Genomic DNA, 18,565 nt, shown 5'->3' with positions numbered 1-18,565 from the left:
CGACCAAATACCGCACCGGTCTCGTCGTAGCGGCCACCCTGAGCAATGGCATCGCCATAACCCGGAATATAAGCGGCAAACAACAGGCCTGTGTGATAGTTATAGCCACGCAGTTCGGTCAGATCAAAATACAGTGGTGTCTGCGGATAGCGGGCTGCCACTCGTTCGGCAACCTGCTGAATATGCTGCAGTGGGACGATGGTTTCCGGTACCAGCTCGCCGAGACGCGCAATGCGCTCCTGCAGCTTAACGGCATCGCCCTGTAAACGCGGCAGCATGGCAAAGGCTTCGGCCAGTTGCGGCTGCTGAATTTCACGTTCGGTCCAGGCGACGATGTCGGATTCACATTTCAGCTTGAGCAGATTAAACAGCTCGTTCTGCTGAACTTCGGTGAGGCCGGCTTTCTGCGCCAGTGCGCGGAACACACCAACGTTACCCAGATCCAGATGAACCTGCTGCATGCCTGCTGATTCCAGCATAGACAGCATCAGGCTGATAATTTCTACATCGGCACCCACTCCGGCTTCACCATACATTTCCGCACCGATCTGAGTCGGCGTGCGGCTGGCGAGCAGAGAACCTGCTTTGGCATGAAAGACGGTACGGCAGTAACTGAAACGGGCGGTACCTTCAGGTGCCAGGCTGTGCGCATCAATGCGGGCAACCTGCGGGGTGGTGTCAGCACTCAGACCCATCATACGCCCGGAGAGCTGATCGGTCACCTTGAAGGTACGCAGATCCAGCTCTTTACCAACACCGGTCAGCAGAGAGTCGAGATATTCCAGGGCCGGAGGTACAACGAGGTCGTATCCCCAGTTATCGAGCAGATCGAGCAACCGGCGGCGCAGCTGTTCTGTGCGGCGGGCCTGCGGCGGCAGTACTTCTTCAATACCATCCGGCAGCAGCCAACGGTCAGCGCTTGTCATCATCAGACCTTTTTAATTGATCAGATAGAGAAGTCCCAGGCCGATCAGCATACTGATCAGTCCTGTCATTCGCATTGTGCGGTCATCCACTTCTGCCAGCCGCCCAACCAGTGAACGCCAGCGGGACGGACAGAGAAACGGGATTACTCCCTCAATGATAAACACCAGACAGACAGCAATCGCGAGCTCACGCCATAAATCAGGCTGCACCGGGACTCCTCAGCTGGGCATCTTTCAAAAGAAAATCGCACAAAAAAACCGGGCCTCTGGCCCGGTTGATGGATTCTAGCAAACTGGTCTTCAGATGAACATGGTTAAAGACCAGCCTGATAGCACTCTTTATTTACCCTTGGAGTCCTTCATATAACGGAAGAACTCGCTGTCGGGCTTGAGCAGCAACACATCGTTCTGTTTGAAGGTCTCTGTATAGGCCTTCAGACTGCGGGTGAACGCATAGAACTCAGGGTCACGGTTGTAGGCTTTGGCATAGATTCGCGCAGCCTCTGCATCCCCTTCACCTTTGGTGCGCTCGGCATCACGGTAGGCTTCTGCTTCGATAACCGTTTTCTGACGATCTGCATCGGCACGGATACCTTCCGCCAGCTCTTTACCCTGAGAGCGGAACTCGCGGGCTTCCCGCTCACGCTCGGCCGACATACGGTCGTACACTGAGTTGCTCAGGTCTTCCGGCAGATCCACCGCTTTCACACGCAGATCCAGAATTTCAATCCCCAGATCGCCCTGAGTCTGAGTATTCAGACTGGCAGTCAGCAGCGTCATCAGCTCATCACGCTCGCCAGACACTACATCGTGCAGAGTGCGGGTGGCGATTTCGTCACGCAGACCTTTGTTCACCAGGTTAGACAGCAGGTTGGAAGCCTGCATGCGGTCACCGGATGTCGCTTTGTAGTAGGCACGTACATCGTTGATGCGCCATTTGGCGAAGGAATCCACGATCACGTACTTCTTACCCAGCGTCAGGAAACGGGATGGGTTGGTATCCAGCGTCAGTACACGGCCATCAAAGCGTTTTACCGTGTTGATAAATGGCATTTTCCAGTGCAGTCCCGGCGGAATATCAGCTTCCACCACTTCACCGAACTTCAGCTCGATAGCGCGTTCACGCTCAGTCACTACGTACAGGCCCTGACTGGCTACCAGTAACAGGATGCCCAGCAGCACAACAGAAATCATAACTTTCGGAGACATTAACGGCCCTCCCTTGTGCTGCGGGTTGTATTGCTGTTGCTGCTCTGACGGGCACGTACTTCGTTCAGCACCTGATCGGTCAGGCGCGAGATATCGCTGCTGCTCAGGTTGGCTGTGCCAGTACCTGTGGCTGCCGGCAGATTCTGCATCAGTTTATCCAGTGGCAGATACATCATGTTGTTGCCACCATCCACGTCCACCAGCACTTTGCTGGAGTTGGTGTAGACCTCGGACACCGCATCAATATACAGACGCTCACGGGTAACTTCCGGCGCCTTACGGTATTCGGTGTAGAGCTGATCAAAGCGGGATGCCTCACCCTCTGCACGGGCAATAACACGGTCTTTATATGCCGCGGCCTCTTCCAGCTGACGCTGAGCACGACCACGGGCTTCCGGTACCACCGAGTTGGCGTAGGCTTCGGCCTGGTTGGTCAGAGTTTCTTTGTCGTTCTTGGCTTTCTGCACGTCATCGAACGCTGCCGCTACCTGAGATGGTGGACGGGAGTCTTTGATGTTGAGCTGAGAAATCACCATACCGGTCTGGTAACGGTCGAGGTAATCCTGCAGACGAACCTGCACTTTATCCGCCAGCTCGGCACGGCCGGTGGTCAGGATAGGGTCCATGGCAGCAGAACCGACCTCATGACGCAGCGCACTTTCTGCTGCAGAAGACAGGGTACGCTCCGGCATTTCAACACGCAGGGCGTAAGCCACCGGATCTGTAACCCGGTACTGAACTTCCAGCTCGACTTCGACGATGTTCTCGTCTTCGGTCAGCATACGTTCTTTGATTTCAGTGGTACGGACCTGAGTGGTCTTAACCGGAATCACCTGATCAACCAGCGGAATCTTAAATTGCAGACCCGGGTTTTTTGTCTCCAGGTATTTACCCAGACGCAGCACGACACCACGTTCCTGCTCGTCCAGGGTATAGACAGACTGGAAGCCGAGGAAGACTACGAGGATAGCAACGAGAATCCCGAAAATACCGCCGGTACCACCGGATTTGTTGCCCCCACCGTTGTTATTGTTGCGTTTGCCACCGCCGAATAAACCGTTCAGTTTATCCATCAGTTGCTTAACTGCTTCATCAATATCCGGTGGCTGATTACCGCCGCCGCGGTTTTTGTTACCGCCGCGATTGTTATTTCCCCACGGGTCGTTGGGATTGCCCTTTCCGCCGGGCTCATTCCAGGCCATATATCACTCCAATCAGGCGACTATGTCATTGTCGTTTATTTGGGGTTAATGATAACGGATTTAAACCGTCTTCATACGTCAGATTCCGTAAAGAAAGCCAATAATGGCTTATTTTCACTGCCAGGCTTCTTTTTCCTGTTCGATAAACCGTGATTCATCAATACCAGCCCGGGCCAGAGCCCGTCTGAAGTCCTGCAGTTGCAGATGCACAGTCAGCAGCATATCACCATTGTCGGCGTATTCTTCCTGCTCAATAGCACCCAATTCAAAAAGAATAGATCGTAATTTGGCCTCTGCGGGCATCAGGCGGATTTCATCGCTGAACATTTCCGTCGCCAGCAGCTCGCCAATCGCCTGATTCAGCAGATCCAGACCCAGTTGTTTCTGTGCCGAGATCCACACCGCGACCGGCATGCCTTCGTCATTGCGCTCAATACGCGCTTCAGCATGCTCCAGCAGGTCAATCTTGTTGTACACCCGCAGCTGAGGCACATCATCGGCTTCGATTTCACTCAGAACCAGCTCAACCTGTTCGATATTGCCGTCGCGTTCGGCGGCAGCACAGTCGATCACATGCATTAACAGGTCAGCTTCGGCCGCTTCCTGCAGGGTTGCCTGGAAAGCTTCCACCAGTTTGTGCGGCAGATGGCGGATAAATCCTACGGTATCGGCCAGCACCACTTCGCCGACATTCTCCACATCATAACGGCGCAGGGTCGGGTCCAGAGTCGCGAACAGCTGATCAGCGGCATACACCTCGGCGGCAGTCACGGTATTGAACAGAGTGGATTTACCGGCGTTGGTGTAGCCAACGATAGCCACCGTCGGCACAGAAGAACGACGCCGCGCACGACGTACCTGGTCACGCTGGGCGTGAACCTTCTCCAGCCGGGCGTGAATATTCTTCACCCGCTCGCGCAGCAGTCGACGGTCGGTTTCCAGCTGTGTTTCACCCGGACCGCGCAGACCAATACCACCCTTCTGACGCTCAAGGTGAGTCCAGCCGCGCACCAGTCGGGTTGACTGATACTGCAGCTGTGCCAGCTCAACCTGCAGCTTACCCTCGTGGGTACGGGCACGCTGGGCAAAGATATCGAGAATAAGACCGGTGCGGTCGAGCACCCGGCACTGCAGTGCACGCTCAAGGTTACGCTCCTGACTCGGTGACAGGCTGTGATTAAAAATAACCAGCTCAGCGCCATACATGCGCAGTACGCCGGCAATTTCTTCGACCTTACCTTTACCGATAAATGTTTTGGCATCCGGTACATCGCGTCTGGTGGTGACCAGTTCTACCGGATCAGCACCCGCCGACACAACCAGTTCACGGAACTCGTTGACGTCTTCGCGGTTAGCACCTTCAGGGAAATCGATATGTACCAGAACAGCGGTCTCGCCGCCATTTTCATGACGTTCAAAAAACAAGGCTACACCAGGAATAGTAAGTGGAAGAGGTCAGACCAATATATGCAGAGAGCAGCATACAGGGAGAAACTGTTGCAATGAACAGCGCCGGAATAAAAAAGATGGTGTCAGGGTTATGTACGGGCAGGCCGACAGCAAAAGCGCTGCGGTCAACCCGACAAGATAACAGTCTGCGATTATTCGTCAGCAGCTGCCTCACCTGTTTCAGATGGTGCAAGACGTACATTCCGGGAAGGAACGACAGTCGAGATAGCGTGCTTATATACCATCTGGCTTACGGTGTTTTTCAGCAGAATCACAAACTGATCGAAAGATTCAATCTGACCCTGAAGTTTGATGCCGTTTACCAGAAAGATAGAAACCGGAATACGTTCTTTACGCAGCTGATTGAGGTAAGGGTCTTGTAATGAATGCCCTTTTGACATGTTGATCTCCTTAAATAAGGTTTGCCGTCCAATGTGGGGACAGCGAAAAAAGATAAAAGAATAAGCCCCAGTCCCATCCGGAGCGGCCATGTTATGGCTGTAGAGCTGCGAATTCAGGACGATGCGTTAAATATGGCGTTAGCCCGGAGGATTTTCAAGGCGCTTTGCAGAAGTTCCGGATCACTGCTTTCGAGCCAGTGAAGATCCGGCCAGCTGCGCAACCATGTAATCTGCCGCTTTGCCAATTGACGCGTCGCTATGATGCCACGTTCAACCATTTCATCATAATCATATTTACCGTCCAGCCAGTCCCACACCTGACGATATCCAACACAGCGGACAGAGGGCATATTGGTGTTGAGATCTCCCCGTTCATACAGGGCTTTCACCTCATCAATAAAGCCCAGATCCAGCATTTGCCGGTACCGCAGCGCTATACGCTGATGCAGAACACTCCGCTCTTCAGGACATACCGCAAGATTGACGACGTGATACGGCAGAGGTTCCGTCTGTTGTTCAGCCCAATACTGCGACAGTGTTTTGCCTGAGACTTCATAAACTTCCAGCGCGCGCTGAATGCGCTGGGAATCCATGGGTTTTAATCGGGCTGCAGACTCTGGATCAATATGCGCCAGTTTTTCATGCATGGCCGGCCAGCCCAGTTCCAGCCCCTCAGCCAGTAAACGCTCACGCACCTCCGGCACCGATTGCGGTAACTCTGCGGCACCGTCGCGCAGGAACTTAAAGTACATCATGGTACCGCCCACCAGCAGCGGCACTTTGCCGGCGGCGGTAATGTCGGCCATTTCGCGTAACGCATCTTCGCGGAAATTGGCTGCGGAATAACTTTCAGCAGGATCAATAAGATCAATCAGCCGGTGCGGCGCCCGGGCGAGCATCTCCGCATCCGGCTTAGCAGTGCCGATATTCATATCTTTATAAACCAGCGCCGAATCGACGCTGATAATTTCGCATGGGTATTTATCCACCAGCTCAAGTGCCAGTGCGGTTTTACCCGATGCGGTCGGTCCCATTAAAAAAATGGCCGGTGGCAGTTCGCGGTTTATCATCAGCGTCCCCGCAGAAAAAGTTTATCCAGCTCAGACATAGTGAGCTGCGTCCAGGTGGGACGACCATGATTACACTGGCCACTGCGTTCGGTTTCTTCCATATCGCGCAGCAAGGCATTCATTTCCGGCACAGTAAGGCGGCGGTTGGCACGTACCGATCCATGACAGGCCATGGTCGACAGCAATTCATTACGGTGCGCCAGAATACGGTCCGATGTGCCGTGCTCCATTAAATCGCCGAGCATGTCCGTCACCAGTCGCGGCACTTCGGCCTGCTGCAGCAGCACAGGAATTTGTCTGACCACAATACTTTCCGGTGCCACCCGGGCAATCTCAACACCAAGGCGGCGGAATTCATCAGCAAATTCTTCCGCGGCATCCGCTTCGCGTTCACTGACCGCCAGCGTCACCGGTACTAATAACGGCTGACTCTGAACGCCCTGCTGATCCACTGCGATTTTTAACCGCTCGTAGGTAATACGTTCGTGGGCGGCGTGCATATCGACAATCACCATGCCCAGATCATTCTGCGCCAGGATATAAATACCGTGCAGCTGAGCAATGGCATAACCCAGCGGAGGAACATCCTGCTGCGACTGAGGTAAAGGCTGAGCACTGCCCGCTAGCGAAGAAGAAAACGGTACCGATTCAGCTTCGTTCATCTGCCGGTAGGCATTCATTTGTTCGGCGATGGCATCGCGGCCCGGCGCCGGAGTCTGTGGCTGGTAAGAAAATGCTGGTGCAGATTGCGCCGGACGCTGCGTCTGCCAGTCGAGACGCTCCTGCTGCACAAATTCCCCCGCCTGCACACCGGTTACCGGTGCCTGCTGCTGTGACAGACTGCCGGTGTGGGATACCCCCGGATTTAATGAATCCGTATTCAGTGAACCGGGTGCTGAACCGGCAAGGCGGTCATCCGGGCGCACTTCGCCCAGCGCACGATGCAGCGTGCGGAAAAGAAAATCATGCACCAGCCGGCCATCACGGAAACGCACTTCATGCTTGGTCGGGTGCACGTTCACATCCACCAGCTTAGGATCAAGGGTCAGATACAGAACAAACGCCGGATGGCGGCCGTGATAAAGCACATCGCGGTACGCCTGTTTGATCGCATGGACGACCAGTTTATCGCGCACAACACGACCATTAACGAAGAAATACTGCATGTCGGCCTGCGAGCGGGAAAAGGTCGGCAGACCTACCCAGCCCTGTAATGACAGACCAGCGGCTTCGGTTTCGATGTGTACCGCGCTGTCGATAAAATCGGCACTGAGCAGACTGGCAACGCGCTTTTCTTTTTCCAGACCTCTCGTCGCCGGGCGCAGCTGATGAATAACTTTGCCATTGTGACGCAGGGAAAAACCCACATCGTAGCGGCTCAGCGCCAGACGTTTTACATACTCTTCCAGATGGGAAAATTCCGTTTTTTCTGTGCGCAGAAATTTGCGCCGCGCCGGGGTATTAAAAAACAGATCCCGCACTTCAACCGTGGTGCCGGTCGGATGGGCTGCCGGACTGATACTGGCTTCCATATCTCGCCCTTCGACATTCACACTCCAGGCTTCAGGGGCCTCATCGGTTTTCGAGGTCAGGGTCAGGCGCGTAACCGAACTGATTGATGCCAGCGCCTCACCACGAAAGCCCAGACTGCCCACCGCTTCCAGATCATCCAGCGTGGTAATTTTACTGGTCGCATGCCGGCTCAGGGCCAATGGCAGATCGTCTTTTTCAATACCGGAGCCGTTATCGCGAATACGCAGCAGTTTTATTCCACCCTGCTCAGCATCAATTTCAATGCGGTCAGCGCCGGCATCCAGCGCATTTTCCACCAATTCTTTAACAATGTTCGCCGGACGTTCGACCACTTCACCAGCGGCGATGTGGCCGATGGTGTCATCATCCAACTGTTGGATGGGGCGACGATTCTCTGTCGTGACAGCCATGTCACTCCTCCAACCACTCGTGTGTTCCCTGCAGCATTCCACGCAATTCGTAGATGAGGTCCATCGCATCCCGAGGACTCAACATATCTGGATCAATCTCAGAAAGGCGCTTCTCAATTTCAGATTCTTTCTCGACGATGCGGGCTGGCGTAGGTTTCTGACTCCAACCGAAGAGAGAGGATTGTCCCGTCTCTCTAGAGAGAGGTGCGCCGTCCTCTCCAGCTCGTGCGCCTTGGGCTTGGGATTCAAGGAACAGCAACAAGTCCCGGGCTCGTTCGACAACCGGGCTGGGTAAACCTGCAAGTCCAGCCACTTGAACACCGTATGAATCATCACACGGCCCTTCAGCAACCGTGTGCAAGAAGGCAATCTCACCGTCTGAATCCGCGACTTGGACGTGGATGTTGTAGAGCCCGGGCACTTCTTCAGCGAGGCCGACCAACTGATGATAATGGGTGGCGAACAAAGTGCGACATCCAATCCGACGTGCGATGTCTTCAGTCACCGACCAAGCGATGGCTAGGCCATCGAACGTCGATGTTCCTCGGCCAATCTCATCGAGTAAGACCAGACTGTTCGGTGTGGCTCTGCGAAGGATGTGGGCCACCTCAATCATCTCCATCATGAATGTCGAGCGACCCCGTCGAAGGTCATCGTGCGCACCGACGCGGGTGAATACTCGATCAACCAAGCCGATGCGAGCTTTGCTCGCTGGAACGTATGAGCCNNACTTCACCAGCGGCAATCTGGTTAGCCAGCCGCGGAGACAGTAAATGGATTCGTGACATAAAAAGCCTTGTCTGTGATCTGATGAATGGTCAGGTGAATGATGGCTGAGTGACTGGCGGGGCAGTCACTCAGGAGTTCGGAATTTTAATGGTCTGGCCAATTTTCAGGCTGTCGTTCTTCAGGCCATTAACCCGGCGCAGATCGGCAATGCCGACACCATTAGACACAGCGATTTCGGACAGCGTATCGCCACTGCGGATGACGTAATTACTGAACACCGGAATCTCGCCTTTTTTATCCGCCAGCAAGGTACCGCGCGGCGGGTGGCTGCGGAAATAACTGGTTACACCATTAAAAATGGCCAGTGCCATTTTCTTCTGGTAACTGCGGTCGCCCAGTTTGCGTGCTTCCTGCGGATTGGAAATAAAACCGGTTTCCACCAGCAGCGCCGGAATATCCGGTGCTTTCAGTACCACGAAAGCGGCTTCTTCAACCTGCTTCTTGTGCAGTTTGGAGACCTTGCTCATCTGCCCGAGAATAGAATCACCAAGCTGCACGCTGGCATTACGTTTGGCCGTCATCGACAGATCCAGCAGTGTCATGGCCAGGTGGTCTTCTTTATCTTCCAGGCTGACGCCGCCGACCAGATCCGATTCGTTTTCTTTATCCGCCAGCCAGCGCGCCGCTTCACTGGTTGCCCCGCGCTCGGACAACATAAACACCGAGCTGCCACTGGCGCTGGCGATTTTGAAAGCGTCGGCATGAATAGAAACAAAGAAGTCAGCGTTGGCTTTGCGCGCTTTCGCCGTACGCTCACGCAGACCAATATAATAGTCGCCGGTACGTACCATAAATGGCGTAAAGCCATATTCTGCTTTTAACAGGCGCTCCAGCTCTTTGGCGATGGCCAGTACCACCTGTTTCTCTTTGGTGCGGCCATAACCGATCGCCCCCGGGTCTTCACCACCGTGACCAGCATCGATGGCAATAATAATGTCGCGTTTGTTGTCACTGTAGCTGTCGTCCTTTTTAACCGGCGCAACCACTTTGGTCTGGGTCACCGGCTCAAGGTCGACCACCAGACGATTGTTTTTATACACATCATTGGGTGCCAGCGGAAAACTGCTGGCGGTTACCGGCTCGGATACATCAATCACCACGCGCAGGTCGGTTTTATTGCGGGTGCCGGTACGCAGACTGCGGATACTGGTTGAACGGGTATCAAGGCCATCAAGGTTGGCTTTATTACTGGCGTTAACCAGATCAATCACCACCCGGTCAGGGTTGGAAAGCGTGAAAATTTTGTGCTGATGGGCACGGGAAAGATCAAACACCAGACGGGTTTTATCCGGTGACTGCCAGACCCGGACGTCTTCGACATCCGCCCGCACTGAGACAGAAATAACCAGAGCGGCCAGCAATAATATTGCAGGAATAAAGCGCTTCACGACGAACCATCTCCCTCATGCACAAACGCCGCGGCGCATTGGTTCAGTTTCTCCTGCCATTGACGGCCTTTATCACTGCCGGCCTGCCAGTGCAGTTCACGACTGTCGCCCAGATCATCAATGGTAATAATCAGATCGGCAGCAGGCAGAATACCTGCGCCTTTTTCTGCCCATTCGATCAGACACAGAGCCTGTTGATCGAGGTAATCGCGGATACCCATAAATTCCAGCTCTTCGGCGTCACCGAGGCGATACAGATCGAAGTGACAGATGTGGCAGTCAGCCAGCTGATAATCTTCCACCAGAGTATAAGTCGGACTTTTTACCGCCCCCTGATGGCCGGCGGCCTGAATCAGTCCACGACTGAAGGTGGTTTTACCCGCCCCCAGCGTCCCTTCCAGAAAAACCAGCCCGCCTTCGCATAGTACCGGCATACAGGCCGCGGCAAAGGCTGTCATTTCGTGTTCACCAGTGAGGCGAATGGACATCAGTTTACTAACTCCCGCAATTTCATCATCAGATCGGTGGCCAGCAGGCCCCGTTCACCACTGCTGCGTACTGCCAGATCACCGGCCGCACTGTGCACACACACGCCCAGACGCGCAGCTGCCCAGACATCCAGGTGATTATTTTCGTCGCGCACCTGCTGCGCCAGAATCGCACCCAGCACGCCACTGAGCACATCGCCCATACCACCGGAGCTCATGCCCGGATTGCCATCACTGCACAGTGCCATACGACCATCAGGACGCGCAATCAGCGTCCCCTGACCTTTAAGAACGACAACCGCCTGATAACGTTCCGCCAGCGCCTGCGCTGCAGCAAAGCGATCGGCCTGCACCTCAGCAGTGGAGATCCCCAGCAAGCGCGCTGCTTCTCCCGGATGCGGTGTCATTATGACATCACGGCCGCTGAAATTGCGGTTCCAGCCCGGAGAGGCAAGAATGTTCAGTGCATCGGCATCCAGAATCAGCGGCAAATCAGAGCCCAGAACCTGCTGCAGTAACAGTTCTGACCAGCTGCTCTGCCCCAGTCCCGGACCAGCGACCAGTACGCTGGCGCGCTCCAGTAACGGAATCAGCTCCAGCCCGGATTCAATACCACGGGCCATAACTTCCGGCCGCCTGACCAGAATCGGGACGGTATTCTCAGTACGGGTCGCGCAACTGACCAGCCCGGCACCACTGCGCCCGGCGGCTTCGGCTGCCATTGCCGCAGCGCCACCCATACCGTGATCACCACCGATCACCAGCACATGACCGAATTCACCTTTGTGCGCATTGCCGCGGCGCGCCGGTAAACGCTGCGCCAGCCGATCCAGCCGGTCCCAGCTGATGCGTTCACAGGCCGCTGGCACAGAGGCACAGATCATCGGGTCCACTTCCAGCGAGGCAAAGGCCACCGCACCACTGACGTCCGGACCGCTGGCCGTCAGCAGCCCCTGTTTCATACCAATAAAGGTGACTGTGATCGCTGCCTTGACCGCACAGCCCATAATATTGCCGGTATCGGCGTTCAGGCCGGAAGGCAGATCCAGCGCCAGCACCTCAGCCCAGTGCTGATTAATGGCATCAATCGCCTGCGCGTAATCACCGCGTACAGCGGAGTTCAGGCCAGTGCCGAGCAGACCATCCACAATGATGGCGCCGTCGTAATTCAGCTCGCCTTTACCTTCTTCACTGATAAACGGGCGGGCGACAACCCCGGCTTCTTCTGCCATGTCACGGGCTTTGCGGGCACTGTCGGACTGGCGATCCATATCGCCCAGGGTATAAAAACACACTTTCATGCCATGGTAGCGGGCCAGAGCGCCGAGCACCCAGGCATCGCCGCCATTGTTGCCAGGGCCGGCGAAAATGCAGATTTCTTCTTCTTCCGGCCAACGTTCCAGCAGACAGGCAAACGCTGCTTCCCCGGCTCTGAGCATCAGCTCAAAGCCTTCAATACCGCCCTCAGCGATTGCCCGGCGATCCAGCTCCCGCACCTGCTCCGCGCGGTATAACTCACCGGGTAAATGATCCCTGACACTGTAAGGTCGATTCATCCTGTTTTTGCCTGTTGTGGTAAATTGCACAAAATTATATAGAAGCTGCTGCTGAAGTCGAAATGCCGGATTCAAAAAACTGTCAGGACATGAACCAACTGCGCCACCAGATTGACCTTTGGGCCAACGATCTGGGGTTTCAGCAGGCCGGTATTACCGGGGTTGATGTCGGCGAGCACGAGCAATATCTGCGCAGCTGGCTGGCCGCAGGCTATCACGGCACCATGGCTTATATGGCAGATCATGGCACCATGCGTTCCCGCCCGCAGGAATTATTACCCGGTACGCTGCGGGTCATCAGCCTGCGGATGGATTATCTGGCCCCGGATGTAAGCATCACCGAACAGCTGCAGGATAAGAATCAGGCCTATATTTCCCGCTATGCCCTGGGCCGCGATTATCACAAACTGGTGCGCAAACGCCTGACCCAGCTGGGCAAGCTGATTCAGCAGGCCGCCGGCGAGATGGGCTTCCGCGCCTTTGTCGACAGCGCCCCGGTACTGGAACGGGCACTGGCGCAGCGCGCCGGTCTCGGCTGGCAGGGCAAGAACACCATGCTGATCAACCGCAAAGCCGGCTCCTATTTCTTTCTCGGTGAAATTCTTACCGACCTGCCTTTACCCACAGACGCTGCGTATGAACAGGAACACTGTGGCCGCTGCACAGCGTGTCTGGATATTTGTCCGACTCAGGCCTTTGTTGGCCCTTACACCCTGGATGCCAGACGCTGTATTTCCTACCTGACCATTGAGCTGGATGGCCCGATTCCGCAGGACCTGCGCACAGGTATCGGCAACCGTATTTTTGGCTGTGATGACTGCCAGATCGGCTGCCCATGGAACCGTTTCTCTCATGAAAGCTCTGAACCGGATTTTTCACCGCGCGCCAACCTGGATAAAGCCAGCCTGCTGGAATTATTTGCCTGGGATGAAGCGACGTTTCTGAAGAATACCGAAGGCATGCCGATCCGCCGCACCGGTTATGAAAACTGGCTGCGCAATATTGCAGTGGCACTGGGCAATGCGCCGGCGAGCATAGAAGTGGAACAGGCTCTGCAAGCCAAACGGCCACAGGTCAGTGCTCTGGTGCAGGAACACATTGACTGGGCACTGACCCGGCAAAAACTATAAACACTGCAAATTCACTGGTCTTACTGTTCTTACTGTTCTTACTGCTCTTACTGGAGGGTCCGCCAGACGCAAATGCGTGATGGACGTTTGAGCGAGAATGCCTGGCAGAAAGTGTGGGCACAAAGCCTCGCGGAAAATGCCTGGCAGGAAATGTCTGGAGAAAGTAGAAAATAGTGAGCGGCCAGCATGCCGGCCACCCACTGCATCAGCAGAAAATCAGATCAGACTTTAAAGCTGCCAACCAGCTTATCCATGCCTTTGTACACTTCATTGATTTCATGTGCACGGGACTTAATTTTCGCCGATACATCTTTGACGTGGTCGGTCTCGCTTTTCATTGCTACCAGATTTTCACTGATATTCTCCGAAGCGTCTGATTGCTCGCGGGTCGCCTGAGCCGTTTCCTGTGCCATTTTCTGCACACTGGAAAACGATTTACTGAGGGCGTTAAAAATATCCGTTACTTTATCGAAATTCTCTGCCGTTGCCTGAGCATTACTGCGGCTGTTCTGAATTGCACCGGAAGAGCTCTGCACACTGTTGCGCAGCTGGCTGATCATGGATTCGATTTCATCGGTACTGTCCTGAGTACGGGTCGCCAGAGTACGCACTTCGTCTGCCACAACGGCAAATCCCCGTCCCTGCTCACCGGCCCGCGCCGCTTCAATCGCCGCATTCAATGCCAGCAGGTTCGTCTGCTCGGCAATATTCCGGATCACTTCCAGTACGGAGGCAATGGCCTCGGAACTGGACTCCACTTCTTTCGACTGCCCCAGCGCATTTTCAATATCTTTTACCAGCCCGGAAATCGCATGCTGGGAACTGTTTACCGCATTAATACCCTGCTGCGTCAGCTGATCAGAATTATTGGCTTCCTGAGCTGTGTTATCGGCCGTTTCTGCCATCTGTCTGTTCGACATACTCATTTCATGGCCGGCGCTGACGATGGAGTCAGAAGCGTCCGCCAGGGAACGGGTAATTTTTTCTGTTTGTTCGGAAGTCTGATTCAGGCCATCCGTCATACTGCCCAGTTCTGCAGACCGGCTGCGAATCTGACTGATCAGCCCACGCAGATGCTCAACAAATTTATCAAATTCGTTCGCCATTTCGCCCAGCTCATCTTTGCGGCTGGAATGAATCCGCTGGGTAAGATCTCCATCCCCTTCAGCAATTTCCCGGATGCGCGCTGCCATGGTCTGAACTGTGTGTGTCAGGCGCTGGGTGACTACAAGGCCAAAAATCAGTGCGGCCGCAAAGGCCACCAGAATCACAACCACGGCAAACGACTGATACCCATCAATCTGTTTTTCCATACGCTGCTCAACGCTGCGGGCATGGTTACGGACACTTTCACCGGCCTTATCCAATACGCTGCGAATGGCTGAAAATCTCTCATTTGCCAACATCATGTCCGCCGGCAACTCAGATTTTTTGCCCATTTCCGGCGAAGTAAAAAATACCCGGCTTTCCATTACCCACTGATTAAACAAGTTGTCAAACTGGGTATAGTTTTTTGTCAGATGAGGCATATCAGACAAATTTTCCCGATAGATATTGAAGCGCAGCATGACCTGGGCAACGTTCTCATCAAAGAATTTTAAGGCTTCGTCTTTTGAGCTGGCACCATCCATATACTGCTGCAGTGCAAGTCGCGCCTGATACAGATCGCGGTCAGCATTCAACACCTCGACCACCGCTTCGATACTACGATTCACTTCATCTGTGTTGGCATACGAGGTCATTGTGCGGGTGTATTGACGTAACTCTTCGCCGGCAAGATCCAGCATGTTACGTATGGTCATGAATTTTTCGTCAAGTACGCGGAATTCTGAGGTCACGAACAGATTCGCTTTACTCGACACTAATAATCTTTCGCTGGCATCACGCCATTCCTGATACAGGCCATCAAAATTGTTAAATGATGTTAATAATTCAGGTTCACTTTCCAGAAACCTGCGGTAATTATTGAAGCGATCACGAACCTGTTCTGCATTACTCTGAAAATCTTCCCGGTTTTCTTCCTCACTGCCCTGTCCGGAATACAGCATCTGCTGCGCAAGACGCGCCTGATAAATATCCCGGTCGGCGTTCAGAACTTCTGAAATGGCTTCAAAATAACGCCCTGACTGAATCTTCAGCGCATCACTCTGCATTTTGCTGACGACATAACTGAATATAAACAAGCCGATCAATATAACCGCCAAAACCACGATCGGCGCCATCATTTTAATGCGTACAGAGTTAATAAAATTCATAACCGGGACCTGAGGACTTCGTATACCTCTGAGTCTAGGAAAGATAATCAGATGCGCAATGGCGAATACAAGGTGATGATTTAGTATCAGGCTTATTACTAAGATTTGCCCAAACCGGTGCAAAATGGGGCAACCTGTCATTTGGGTATAACAAGATTATTTAGCAAAAAAAAACCGGAAGACGCACCCTCATACGTCTTCCGGCTTACTTTAAGCTGACGGATCAGCTCAAAACGGTGGGAGCCTGGAAATCCACTGCCATGGCAATACTGAGTGCCGTGATAGTCACAATAGAAATTCCGAATACGCTCCGCGCCCAGCCATAGTCATCGACATCTTCATGCCAGCCGCGCAAGGCCATCGCCAGCCACCACAGGCTGGTAACACAGGCCACGGCCAGATAACCGTAACCGGCATAACCGGTTGCGGTCAGCAGAACAGTAACTAAGGCAAAAGCAAGAATGTAGAGAACGATGTGCAGCTTGGCTTTGTTGATGCCCTGGGCCACCGGCAGCACCGGGATACCTGCCGCTTTGTAATCGTCAAAGCGGAAGATACCAATGGCATAGGAATGTGGCATCTGCCACAGGCAGAACATCAGCAACAGGATGGCAGCACCGGTATCAAACGAACCACTGACTGCACAGTAGCCCACCACGGGTGGTACTGCCCCGGACAGACTGCCGATCAGAGTGCCGTATACAGAGCTGCGTTTCATCCACAGACTGTAAACACCGACATAAATAACAAAACCAAATGCCGCAAAAAAAACAGCGGTTGGATTAGTCTGCCAGATCAACAGGGCAAACCCTGCAACACCAAGTACCAGAGCATGAGCAAACGCCGCTGCCAGTGACATTTCTCCGGTCACGGTTACCCGGTTACGGGTACGTTCCATACGGCCATCAATATCGCGGTCAATGCAGTTATTGAAGGCGCAGCCGGACGCAACCACCAGAGAAAGCCCCAGGGCAGTCGCCAGCAGCAGCGTGAAATTCACGCTGCCCTGGGCTGCCAGAAAGAAACCGCCGGCGGTGGCTATCAGGTTGCCCATGATAATCCCCGGCTTGGTTACTTTCAGGTAGCGTTTCAGTTTCATAGACACCTCGATCAGCCCATCATCATGGCGTTGGAGGCGTACAGAATCCAAACGGATAAGCCGACCACCAGCACGATAATTAAGGCTGAGAACAGGAAGGTGAATGTATTCATCTTGCCTTCTTCCGTGGTTAACGAAAGGTGCAGGAAGTATTTCAGGTGCACAGCAATCTGAACCACAGCAAAAATGACAATGGTCCATAAGGTTGTGACTTTATCCATGCTGCCGGACATCACCAGCCAGAATGGAATAACGGTCAGAATCACCGCCAGGACAAAACCAATTACGTAAGGTTTGATGCCGTGATCCTGATGAGCTTGATCATGTTGACTCATTGTACAGTCCCCATCAGATAAACAACGGTGAATACACAGATCCAGACCACGTCAAGGAAGTGCCAGAACAGGCTGAGACAACCAACACGGGTTACTGTGCGCGGGCTGAGGCCACGGTTTTTAACTTCCAGCATCAGCGCAACCATCCAGATCAGACCAGCGGTTACGTGCAGACCGTGCATACCAACCAGCGAGAAAAACGCGGTTAAAAATGCACTGCGCTGAGGGCCAAAACCTTCGTGAATCAGGTGAGCAAATTCATTGATTTCCATCCCGATAAACACGGCACCCAGAACAAAAGTCACCGCCAGCCACAGCAGAGTAACCTGCTTGTTACCGCGGTTCGCACCAATCATGGCAAAGCCATAAGTGATACTGGAAAACAGCAGCGCGAAGGTTTCGATCAGAACATAGTCCAGTTCGAAAATATCGTGCCCTGCCGGGCCACCGGCTGTATTCATAAAGAGCACAGCGTAGGTGGCGAAGACGGATGCAAACAGAATGCAGTCCGTCATCAGATACATCCAGAAGCCAAACAGTGTTGTGCTTCCGCTGTCGTGATGCTCGTGTTCGTGAGCATCGTGATTCATAACACTTGTCGACATAATCAGGCCTTTAATGTTGATTGAACCGCAGCTATATGCTCGTTCTCGATTTTTTCAATTTCGTCCGGCTGGACGTAATAATCGATGTCGTTGTCGTAGCAGCGTTTAATGTAAGTCACGATAGTCGCCAGGAAGGTAACGATTACCAGCCACCAGATGTGCCATACCATGCCGAAGCCACAGGCAGTCAGCAGCATACCCATGATGAAACCAGCACCAGTGTTACGTGGCATATGGATAGGCGCGTATTTTTCAGGACGCTGATAAGCAGTACCGTTTTCTTTCATGTCAGTGAAAGCGTCGATATCTTTAACCACAGGTTCCTGGGCAAAGTTATAGAACTGCGGAGGAGACATGGTGGACCATTCCAGTGTGTGGCCATTCCATGGGTCACCGGTAACATCGCGGTTTTTCTCACGGTCACGGTAAGAAACGTACAACTGAATCAGCTGAGACAGAACGCCAAGCGCGATAATAAATGCACCGGCACAGGCGATGTACAGCCACATATTCCAGTCTGGGTTATCGGTGTGATTTACACGACGGGTCATGCCCAGGAAGCCCAGAACGTACAGCGGCATAAAGGCTACGTAGAAACCAATCTGCCAGAACCAGAAGGCGCGTTTGCCCCATTTCTCATCCAGTTTGTAACCCATGGCTTTCGGGAACCAGTAAGAGAAACCAGCCAGGTAACCGAATACCGCACCACCAATAATGGTG

The 18,565-nt window shown here is 53.6% G+C and carries 18 protein-coding genes; 1 reads left to right on the top strand and 17 read right to left on the bottom strand.

Features of this window, described 5'->3' with window-relative positions; translation table 11 throughout:
* The 12 genes from B2Z72_RS11285 to B2Z72_RS11230 form a co-directional block, all read right to left on the bottom strand.
* Nucleotides 1-929, bottom strand: a 929-nt coding sequence (locus tag B2Z72_RS11285) for an ATP phosphoribosyltransferase regulatory subunit (protein ID WP_297004837.1), incomplete at its 3' end; no start/stop codon positions are given.
* A 9-nt stretch (nucleotides 930-938) separates the two neighbouring features.
* Nucleotides 939-1,136 (bottom strand): DUF2065 domain-containing protein, encoded by a 198-nt coding sequence (locus B2Z72_RS11280; protein ID WP_296985796.1) that lies wholly within the window; start codon nucleotides 1,134-1,136, stop codon nucleotides 939-941.
* Nucleotides 1,137-1,265: 129 nt separating this feature from the next.
* On the bottom strand, nucleotides 1,266-2,135 hold the full coding sequence (hflC, locus tag B2Z72_RS11275) for a protease modulator HflC (RefSeq protein WP_296985793.1): 870 nt from the start codon (nucleotides 2,133-2,135) through the stop codon (nucleotides 1,266-1,268).
* On the bottom strand, nucleotides 2,135-3,337 hold the full coding sequence (hflK, locus tag B2Z72_RS11270; protein ID WP_296985791.1) for an FtsH protease activity modulator HflK: 1,203 nt from the start codon (nucleotides 3,335-3,337) through the stop codon (nucleotides 2,135-2,137). Before hflK ends, hflC begins: the two co-directional genes overlap by 1 nt.
* Before the next feature lie 114 nt (nucleotides 3,338-3,451).
* Nucleotides 3,452-4,762 (bottom strand): ribosome rescue GTPase HflX, encoded by a 1,311-nt coding sequence (hflX, locus tag B2Z72_RS11265; protein ID WP_296985789.1) that lies wholly within the window; start codon nucleotides 4,760-4,762, stop codon nucleotides 3,452-3,454.
* Nucleotides 4,763-4,938: 176 nt separating this feature from the next.
* Nucleotides 4,939-5,187 carry an RNA chaperone Hfq gene (gene hfq, locus B2Z72_RS11260; protein ID WP_296985787.1) on the bottom strand — a complete coding sequence of 83 codons (249 nt, stop codon included), beginning with the start codon at nucleotides 5,185-5,187 and terminating at the stop codon, nucleotides 4,939-4,941.
* Between the two features lie 113 nt (nucleotides 5,188-5,300).
* Nucleotides 5,301-6,257, bottom strand: a complete 957-nt coding sequence (gene miaA / locus B2Z72_RS11255; RefSeq protein WP_296985785.1) for a tRNA (adenosine(37)-N6)-dimethylallyltransferase MiaA — start codon at nucleotides 6,255-6,257, stop codon at nucleotides 5,301-5,303.
* Nucleotides 6,257-8,200: a DNA mismatch repair endonuclease MutL gene (mutL, locus tag B2Z72_RS11250; protein ID WP_297004834.1), complete on the bottom strand. Its 1,944-nt coding sequence runs from the start codon at nucleotides 8,198-8,200 to the stop codon at nucleotides 6,257-6,259. The genes miaA and mutL overlap by 1 nt, the downstream gene beginning before the upstream one ends.
* A 1-nt stretch (nucleotide 8,201) precedes the next feature.
* Nucleotides 8,202-8,936 (bottom strand): MutS-related protein, encoded by a 735-nt coding sequence (locus B2Z72_RS11245; protein WP_297004839.1) that lies wholly within the window; start codon nucleotides 8,934-8,936, stop codon nucleotides 8,202-8,204.
* A 121-nt stretch (nucleotides 8,937-9,057) separates the two neighbouring features.
* The gene (locus tag B2Z72_RS11240; RefSeq protein ID WP_296984325.1) at nucleotides 9,058-10,377 is read right to left on the bottom strand and encodes an N-acetylmuramoyl-L-alanine amidase; all 1,320 of its coding nucleotides are present in this window, start codon (nucleotides 10,375-10,377) and stop codon (nucleotides 9,058-9,060) included.
* Complete coding sequence (gene tsaE, locus B2Z72_RS11235; RefSeq protein WP_296984323.1) at nucleotides 10,374-10,865, bottom strand: tRNA (adenosine(37)-N6)-threonylcarbamoyltransferase complex ATPase subunit type 1 TsaE; 492 nt, start codon at nucleotides 10,863-10,865, stop codon at nucleotides 10,374-10,376. Before tsaE ends, B2Z72_RS11240 begins: the two co-directional genes overlap by 4 nt.
* A complete protein-coding gene (locus tag B2Z72_RS11230; protein WP_296984322.1) occupies nucleotides 10,865-12,421 on the bottom strand; it encodes an NAD(P)H-hydrate dehydratase in 1,557 nt (518 codons plus the stop codon). The genes tsaE and B2Z72_RS11230 overlap by 1 nt, the downstream gene beginning before the upstream one ends.
* Before the next feature lie 62 nt (nucleotides 12,422-12,483).
* Here B2Z72_RS11230 and queG point away from each other — a divergent pair, with 62 nt between their 5' ends.
* Nucleotides 12,484-13,551: a tRNA epoxyqueuosine(34) reductase QueG gene (gene queG / locus B2Z72_RS11225; protein WP_296984320.1), complete on the top strand. Its 1,068-nt coding sequence runs from the start codon at nucleotides 12,484-12,486 to the stop codon at nucleotides 13,549-13,551.
* A gap of 221 nt (nucleotides 13,552-13,772) precedes the next feature.
* On the opposite strand, the gene B2Z72_RS11220 is transcribed toward queG, so the two are convergent.
* From B2Z72_RS11220 to B2Z72_RS11200, 5 genes are all read right to left on the bottom strand, one after another.
* Nucleotides 13,773-15,806 (bottom strand): methyl-accepting chemotaxis protein, encoded by a 2,034-nt coding sequence (locus B2Z72_RS11220; protein ID WP_296984318.1) that lies wholly within the window; start codon nucleotides 15,804-15,806, stop codon nucleotides 13,773-13,775.
* A gap of 223 nt (nucleotides 15,807-16,029) precedes the next feature.
* The gene (cyoE, locus tag B2Z72_RS11215; RefSeq protein ID WP_296984316.1) at nucleotides 16,030-16,905 is read right to left on the bottom strand and encodes a heme o synthase; all 876 of its coding nucleotides are present in this window, start codon (nucleotides 16,903-16,905) and stop codon (nucleotides 16,030-16,032) included.
* A gap of 11 nt (nucleotides 16,906-16,916) precedes the next feature.
* Nucleotides 16,917-17,240, bottom strand: a complete 324-nt coding sequence (gene cyoD, locus B2Z72_RS11210) for a cytochrome o ubiquinol oxidase subunit IV (RefSeq protein ID WP_296984315.1) — start codon at nucleotides 17,238-17,240, stop codon at nucleotides 16,917-16,919.
* The gene (gene cyoC / locus B2Z72_RS11205; RefSeq protein WP_296984313.1) at nucleotides 17,237-17,845 is read right to left on the bottom strand and encodes a cytochrome o ubiquinol oxidase subunit III; all 609 of its coding nucleotides are present in this window, start codon (nucleotides 17,843-17,845) and stop codon (nucleotides 17,237-17,239) included. Before cyoC ends, cyoD begins: the two co-directional genes overlap by 4 nt.
* A gap of 2 nt (nucleotides 17,846-17,847) precedes the next feature.
* Nucleotides 17,848-18,565: cbb3-type cytochrome c oxidase subunit I (locus B2Z72_RS11200; protein WP_297004832.1), on the bottom strand; the 718-nt coding region annotated here is incomplete at its 5' end.

The organism is Thalassolituus sp. UBA6592 (assembly GCF_002433655.1).
GTDB lineage: Bacteria > Pseudomonadota > Gammaproteobacteria > Pseudomonadales > Oceanobacteraceae > Venatoribacter.
Note: the sequence above shows the minus strand (reverse complement) of the source record. Positions and strands in the feature narration are given on the sequence as shown.